This window comes from Propionibacterium cyclohexanicum, from assembly GCF_900111365.1.
Classification (GTDB): Bacteria; Actinomycetota; Actinomycetes; order Propionibacteriales; family Propionibacteriaceae; genus Propionibacterium; species Propionibacterium cyclohexanicum.
Window position 1 is genome coordinate 97,027 of record NZ_FOGZ01000009.1, and the last position, 7,271, is coordinate 104,297.

Genomic DNA, 7,271 nt, shown 5'->3' on the forward strand with positions numbered 1-7,271 from the left:
GGCGATCCGGTCCCGGAACGGGATGTCCGGGCAGCCGATCACCGGCGGAGAAATAGAACATGTGAACAATAACGGCGTGCAGAATGGGAGGGTGGCGATACCCGAGTGGCTGGCGCGGGACCCTGCGGTGGTCCATGTCGATCACCGCGCCGCCGTCGCGGGCCAGCAGGCGCCCTGGCCGCGCTGGTTGCCGAGCCGATGCGTCGAGTCGATCCGTTCGGGAGGTATCGAGCGGCCGTGGCTGCACCAGGTGCGGGTGGCCGAACTCGTGCACGACCACCGGCACGTGGCGGTGTGCACGCCCACCGCCTCGGGCAAGACGCTTGGCTATCTCATGCCCATCATGGCCGCCACCCTCGGCGCCATCCAGCCATGCGCCACCCTCGGCGCCACCCAGCCAGGCGCGAACCGGCGAGCATCGGCCCCCTCCCGGCAGCGCCAGTTGAGTGCTCGGGCGGCGCTGGGCCTGTCCGCCCGCCCAACCGCCCTGTATCTGGCCCCGACCAAGGCTCTCGCCCACGACCAGCAGCGGGTGGCGCGCTCCCTTGGCCCGGCAGGGTGGCAGGTGTCCGCCCTGGACGGCGACAGCGACCCGGCCGAACGCCGGCTCGCCCGGGAGCAGGCCAGTTTCGTGCTGACCAACCCTGACATGCTGCACCACTCGATCCTCCCGCACCATGCCAGGTGGTCGCGGCTGCTGGGCAGCCTGGGCGTCGTGGTGGTGGACGAAGCCCATCGCTATCGGGGGGTCTTCGGCGCGCAGGTCGCATGCGTGCTGCGCAGACTGCGCCGGTTGTGCGCCCTCTACGGGGCCGATCCGGTCTTCGTCATCTCGTCGGCAACCGCCTCCGAGGCCGGCGCCTCGGGCGCCGCGCTCATCGGCGAGGACGGCGCGGTGGCGGTCGTGGACGAGGACACCTCGCCCCACCCGGCGCGCGACGTGGTGCTGTGGCGCCCCCAGACAGAGACCGGCACGGAATCTGCCCGGCTCATGGCACGCCTCGTGGACGCCGGGTGCCAGACGATCGCGTTCGTGGCCAGCCGGGCAGGTTCGGAGGTGATGGCTGTGCGCGCCCGGGAGTTGCTGCACAGCGCGAGCGCCATCCGCTCCTACCGTTCGGGTTATCTGGCGCAGGACCGCCGAATGATCGAGCAGGATCTGCAGAACGGGAGCGTGCGAGGGGTCTGCGCGACCAATGCGCTGGAGCTGGGCGTGGACATCACGGGCATGGACGCCGTGCTCATCTGCGGTTTCCCAGGCACCTTGGCCGCGATGTGGCAGCAGGCTGGAAGGGCAGGTCGTGGCGATCACGACGCGCTCGTGGTGATCTTCCAGCGAGACGATCCGCTCGATGCCTATTTGTTCGACCACCCGGATCTCATCTTCCGTGCGCCGGTGGAGAAGACCGTGTTGTTCCCGCACAACCCTCATGTGCTGGGGCCCCAGCTCGCTGCTGCGGCGCAGGAGTCGCCGTTGGCGTCCCAGGACTCCCGCTGGTTCGGGCCATCGATGGCCGGCCTGTGCGATGGGCTGTGCGCCGCAGGGCTGCTGCGCAGGCGCCCGACAGGCTGGTTCTGGCCCAGGCCCGAACGCGCGGTGGACGCCATTGACCTCAGGGGAACCGGCGGCAAGCCGCTGGACATCGTGGAGGACGGGCCCGGCACGGTGATCGGTCAGGTGAGCTTGGAGGACGCGGATCGCACGGTGTTCCCCGGTGCCGTGTACCTCCACCAGGGTGAGCACTACCTGGTCGACGAGATGCTGCCCGACCAGCGCCAGGCGCTCGTGCACCGCGAGCGTCCCGGCTATGTCACTCAGCCCCGGACCCTCACCCAGGCGCATCTCATGCGCGAGGACGCCCACCAGGCCTTCGGATGTACGCGCATGAGCGTCGGAGACATCGAGCTGAGCACCCAGGTGATCGGCTATCTGCGCCGCGACGAGTGGAGCGGACAGGTGTGGGACGAGAACCCGCTGGACCTGCCGGTGCACACGATGGTCACGAAGGGTGTGTGGTGGACAGTTCCGCACCAGCTCGCCCGCCGTCTGGAGATGACCGCAGTGGATCTTGGCAACGCCGCCCACGCCGTGGAGCACACCGCCATCGGGCTGCTGCCGGCCTTCGCGCCGTGCGACCGCTGGGACATCGGCGGCGTGTCGATGGTGGTCCACCCCGATACGGGCGCGTGCACCGTCATCGTGCACGATGGCCAGCCGGGCGGCTCAGGCTTCGCCAGACGCGGCTTCGAGGTGGCCGACCGGTGGATGGGAGCCACCCTGGACCGGCTCACGAACTGCTCGTGCGCGAACGGCTGCCCTGCCTGCATCGTCTCGCCCAAGTGCGGGAATGCCAATCAGCATCTCGACAAAGATGCGGGCCGCACGCTGCTGGCTGCCGTGCTGGGGCGCAATTGATCTCGCGTGCTCCAGACCGAGTCAAGCGGCCTCAGCCCTCTCGTAGATCTGCACGCCCGGCTGTGGCGCGCCCCTGCAGTGACTGCGGGGCCCCCGGCACGTGCGGCGCCAGCGGCACCTCGACCGTGACCTCGATGATGAACTCCTCGGCCGGCCGATCCCCGGGCTGCCATTGGCCGCCCACTGTGAGTGAGCACCGGTGAAGACTCGCCGCGTTGGAGCGGGCTATCCGGATAGCTTCTGGACAGGGCTCGGCTCCCCGCGCATAGGCATGGGCGGCAGCCAGGGCGGTGAGGTCGGCGGCCGAGCGTGCGTGGTGCGAGCACCCGATCCAGGCCCCGAACAGACCGGCCCAGAACGCGGTGACGCCGATGCACACCACCACCCCCGCTGCGAGTGCCGAGCCCGAGCCACGCTCGCCTGTGCCCGACTGACCGGTGCCGGGCTGACCGCTGCGTGGCGAGCGCCGCGCGATGGTTCTCCTATGGGCCGTCATCGGGCCCACCCGTGCCTGGCTCGGCGGTTACCTGCGCCACGGCCTGGACGCTGACCGGGCCGAGCGCGCCCCAGCTGGCCCGCGCACGGACAGTGACGCGGATGTCATCGCCAGCCGTCTCGATGCTCACCTCGGCATCGGGAACTCCATCGCTGGCGCGCTGAGCTGCCTGCCGATCTCCCCGGGCGATCTGCCGCGCCACCTGCGCCGCGGCGTCCTGGCAGGTGATGCGCAGGCCAATGAGCGCGAGTACCCAGCACAGCATCCCCGCGACAAGGGCTGCGCACAGTATCCCGACGGCGAGTTCAGCCGTCACCATCCCCCGCTGTTCGCCGGCGAACCGTCGGGAGGACGAGCCGCACGGACAGTGGCCGCAGCTCCTGGTGCTCTCGGCATCTTGACGGCACTGGCACCACGCCCGGCTCGTACTCGCAGTGGCTCGGCGCATTCCCACCGACTGCCCACCTCTCGAGACAGGCCGCGCCCTCGCGCAGGCCCGTTCGAGCTTCTCGGTGCCCACTTCCTGCTCCTTCACGGCTGGCTCCCCTCCCTGCCTGCTCCCCATTCCCCTCACTGCTCCCCACCCCACACTGCACTGCCTCACCCCACACTGCACTGCCTCACCCGACGAGTCCCTCACTGCACTGCCCCTCCCGATGGGTACGCAGTCCATGCGAGGCGCACAGTGTGCGGCCCCTCTCCTGTCCGGGTCACTACGGGTGCTTATCCGTGACTGGTGGATCCGCCGCCTCGATGAGCAGCGGACCCACCAGTTCGCTGGGCTGCGTAGTGGATGGGGACGGACTTCCTCAGGAGCCGATCATTGCCCCGACACGCTGGAGGATGTCCAACACGAGGCGCAGCAGCCTGCTGAAGAAGCTGTTGTCCGTGATGATCCTCAGCAGGACGAGAGCCAGTGCAACGGCCGCGAGGATCCCGACGGCGTATTCCGCGGTGGCCATTCCCCGCTCGTACGCGCGCCTCACGCGGCCAGTGCACCGCGACTGTTGGTTTGGCAGCCCAGCAGATCGGATATCCGGCGTGACGCCCACCGCCTCGTGCAAGGATCCGGCAGGCTCGCCGGATCTGGATGCCACTGCCAGATGAGCAGGCGTGCCGACTCCGCGACTCGAGCAGAACCAGGTGGCTTGAGAATTGATCATTGCTGTTCCTTCCCGGAGACATCCGCCCTGTGCGGAAGTCACCCGCACTGTGTGCACGAACCACCCACCGCACTCATCGGGACAACACCATTCCCGAACCAGCACCACATCGCTCAGGGGTGAGTCCCATGGCGTGGTGTTACTTCCTGCGGGGTCCTCGTCGTCGTTGACGCCGGGGCCGCCGTGAGAGACCTGTTGTGTGCGCCAGGAAGCAAAGAAGTGATCCCACGATGACCCACAACCAGTCTGGATTGACACCCCTGATCAGCGAAGTCCTCGCCGATCCCGACCGCGCCCATTCGGACGTGTTCCGCCGGATGCTGCAGGCCGGGCTGCAGGCCCGATCAACGCTGAAGCGACGGCGAGGATCGGGTCCAGCCGTTACCAGCGCACCCCCGGAGCGGACGACGCGCCGCAACGGCACCGGCATCTCCCGCTCCACAGTGCCGCGGATCTGCGCCGAGATCGACGAAGCTGTCCATGACTTCCTGCACCGGCGGATCGATCACACCTGGTTCCCGCACCTGGTCCTGGGTGCCACCTACCTCGACGTCCGCCACCGCGGCCGCGTCGTGTCCGAGGCACTTGTCGTGGCCACGAGCGTCTCCAGCGACGGGCGCCGAGAGATCCTCGGGATGGCGCTCGGTGACGCGCAGACCACGGACTTCTGGACCGAGTTCCTCCGCGATCTGCCTGACCGCAGGTTGAAGGTCGCCAGCGACGCCGACCCGCTCGGCGTCACTTTGGTCACGCCCGATGCGCATGCCGGCCTGAAAGCCGCCGTCAAGGCGATCCTGCCCGGCGCAGGATGGCAAAGATGCCGGGACCATTTCGCCCGCACCGCCACCCAGAAGATCGGCTCCGCCCCCTCCAAACCCGTCAACGCACCGATCTCGACGACCTTCGCGCAGACCACCTCGGAGACCGTGCTGGCCCAGTACAAAGCCGTCACCGACAGTCTCCGCAGCCCGTTCCCGCAGATCGCCGCCATGCTCGAGACCGCCGAACCCGACCGCACCGGCTTCGCACCGTCACCCTGCGAGCACTGGCAGAAGGTCTGGTCCAACAACCCCATCGAGCGGCTCAACCGGGAGATCAAACGCCGCGCCGACGTGGTCCAGATCTTTCCCGACCGCGACTCCGTGACCCGCCTCATCGCTGCCCTCCTCCAAGAGCAGCACGAGGAATGGAGCTACGGCGAACGCCGCTACCTCTCCGACACCTCGACGCGCACACTCACCCACACCCTCCACGACCACGCCCTTCAGGCCCACCAGACGGCCCTGAAGGCCGCCTGACCAAACAACCACCTGTCCGGAATCCGGGGTCAACCTCAGCCGATGATCTGGGGAGGCACTGGACTCTTCGACGGCGCCAAAGTGTCGTCGAGATCGAACAGGGCCAGCTTGTACGTCATTGATCGCCTCGTCCCCGTGTGCCCGCTCACGGCAACCGGTCGAGACGGGCCACGCCGATCCGCGAGTCCGCCATGCCGTAGAAGACGAAGTCCTGACCTCCGATGTTCTCCACAGCTGTGGGGAACACGACATTTGCCACGGTGCCATCGGTCTCGTTCGAGGTCTCCGGCGCGAGCAAGGGCGAGGAGGTCCTGGCAACAACCTTGCTCGGGTCCTCGGCGTCAAGGATCATCGCTCCTGCACAGTAGCGAACGGCCTGCTGGGGCTGGAAGCTGTCCCCTTCGATCTTCCCGGTGACACCATGATGGATCAGCAGCCATCCCTCTTCGATCCGGATGGGAGCCGGCCCGGCACCGATCTTCAGTTCCTCCCATGAGAACTCCGGGCCGGCAAGCCAGCGGTGGGCACCAGGGCGCGTCAGCGCGCGAACGTCCGCCTGGGCGGCGTCGGCCGGTATGTAGGAGATCCAGATCCCGGCACGATCGTCAGGCAGCCCCGCCGGAATCGGCGGAGTCGGATCACCCCGCACAAAGCTCATCTCCCACATGGGTCGGTGCAGCAGGGCGTAGCTCGGCTGGCCGTGAGGACCGGGCACCACACCGGGAAAGAACACGGCGTCCTTGTTGGGGAACAAGTTGAGATCGGAGTCCAGTTCGTCGACATAGTCGAACAGAATCGGCCCCAGGCGTCGCCAGGTACGCAGGTCACTCGAGACGGCCAGCGCGGGCCGTGGACCGGTGGGGCCGAAGGCCACGTAAGTCATCACGTGCACACCGAGCGATTCGATCCAGCTGATCCGCGGATCCTCAACCCCGCCATGGTGCTCGCCGTGTTCCCACCCGCGCTCGGGCTCGAGTGCCAAGCCGGTGCGTTGAACGCCGACCGGGATCCCATCGGTCACGATCAGCCTTGCCGTCCCGATCGTGGACCAGTCCCCCCTGGCAACCAGGCGCGGGAACAGAATCACGTTTCCTTCGGAGTCGCGACCGCACGCGGGGTTCAACACCCCCTCCTCCTCGCGAGGGTTGCCGACTTCGGGCTCCATGATGATGCCCATACGCGTCATGCGGTACGGCACGCGGGTGCTGATGAGGCGCTTGTCGCAAGGCCTCGCGGTGGCTGACATGTGGTTCCTTTCGATGACCGAACTGAATCTCGGGTTCAGCCCTTGACTGCCCCGGTGACTCCGTTGACGAGATAGCGCTGGATAAACACATAGCCGAGCATGAGGGGTGCGGCCACGATGAACGTTGCGGCGGCAAGGAGCGGCCACTGGTTGGAGTAGGTGCCCTTGAATGCGAACAGCCCGACGGTGACTGGGAATTTGGACTGATCCGACAGCAGGACGGTTGCCAGGATGATCTCGTTCCAGATCCACACGGCTTGGAGGATGAAGACTGTGGTGAGCGCAGGACGTGACAACGGGAGAACGAACCTCGTGAGATAGCGCCAGTAGCCGACGCCATCGAGAGCCGCCGCCTCGTCCAGTTCAAAGGGGATCGACTTCACGTAGCCGCTGAAGAGCAGAGGGCCGACCCCGACGCCTACACCGACCATGAGAATGTAGCCCAGCCGGCTGTCGTACAAGCTCAAACGCAGCACCAGCTGAAACTGGGTCACCAGGGCATTCGGCAGGAACAGTACGAGCACGAACAGCAACGACCACCATCTGCTCCACTTCAAGGGCTCTTCCCAGATGAGGGTGTAGGCGACGCAGCAGCCGTGGTGGGAGGGCGCGGCGCGTCGGTGCCCGGATAGTGGCCGAGGCCTTCCGAGGA

At 67.4% G+C, this 7,271-nt stretch carries 6 protein-coding genes and 1 pseudogene; 2 read left to right on the forward strand and 5 right to left on the reverse strand.

Annotated features, from left to right (window positions below):
- Nucleotides 1-91: 91 nt before the first annotated feature.
- Entirely contained in the window at nucleotides 92-2,416 is a 2,325-nt protein-coding gene (locus BMX93_RS06000; RefSeq protein WP_245725755.1) for a DEAD/DEAH box helicase, read from the forward strand.
- Between the two features lie 31 nt (nucleotides 2,417-2,447).
- Here BMX93_RS06000 and BMX93_RS06005 read toward each other — a convergent pair whose 3' ends face one another.
- From BMX93_RS06005 to BMX93_RS13540, 3 genes are all read right to left on the reverse strand, one after another.
- On the reverse strand, nucleotides 2,448-2,912 hold the full coding sequence (locus tag BMX93_RS06005) for an Rv3654c family TadE-like protein (protein WP_091969019.1): 465 nt from the start codon (nucleotides 2,910-2,912) through the stop codon (nucleotides 2,448-2,450).
- Nucleotides 2,899-3,231 carry a TadE family type IV pilus minor pilin gene (locus BMX93_RS06010; RefSeq protein ID WP_091969021.1) on the reverse strand — a complete coding sequence of 111 codons (333 nt, stop codon included), beginning with the start codon at nucleotides 3,229-3,231 and terminating at the stop codon, nucleotides 2,899-2,901. The genes BMX93_RS06005 and BMX93_RS06010 overlap by 14 nt, the downstream gene beginning before the upstream one ends.
- Nucleotides 3,232-3,721: 490 nt before the next feature.
- On the reverse strand, nucleotides 3,722-3,874 hold the full coding sequence (locus BMX93_RS13540) for a DUF4244 domain-containing protein (RefSeq protein ID WP_245725756.1): 153 nt from the start codon (nucleotides 3,872-3,874) through the stop codon (nucleotides 3,722-3,724).
- A 431-nt stretch (nucleotides 3,875-4,305) separates the two neighbouring features.
- Here BMX93_RS13540 and BMX93_RS06020 point away from each other — a divergent pair.
- Nucleotides 4,306-5,373: pseudogene (locus tag BMX93_RS06020) on the forward strand (IS256 family transposase).
- A gap of 145 nt (nucleotides 5,374-5,518) precedes the next feature.
- Here the strand turns inward: BMX93_RS06020 and BMX93_RS06025 are convergent.
- Together BMX93_RS06025 and BMX93_RS06030 are read right to left on the reverse strand one after the other, a co-directional pair.
- Nucleotides 5,519-6,394 (reverse strand): glycoside hydrolase family 130 protein, encoded by an 876-nt coding sequence (locus tag BMX93_RS06025; RefSeq protein WP_245725757.1) that lies wholly within the window; start codon nucleotides 6,392-6,394, stop codon nucleotides 5,519-5,521.
- Between the two features lie 260 nt (nucleotides 6,395-6,654).
- Nucleotides 6,655-7,271, reverse strand: a 617-nt coding sequence (locus BMX93_RS06030) for a carbohydrate ABC transporter permease (RefSeq protein WP_143052831.1), incomplete at its 5' end; no start/stop codon positions are given.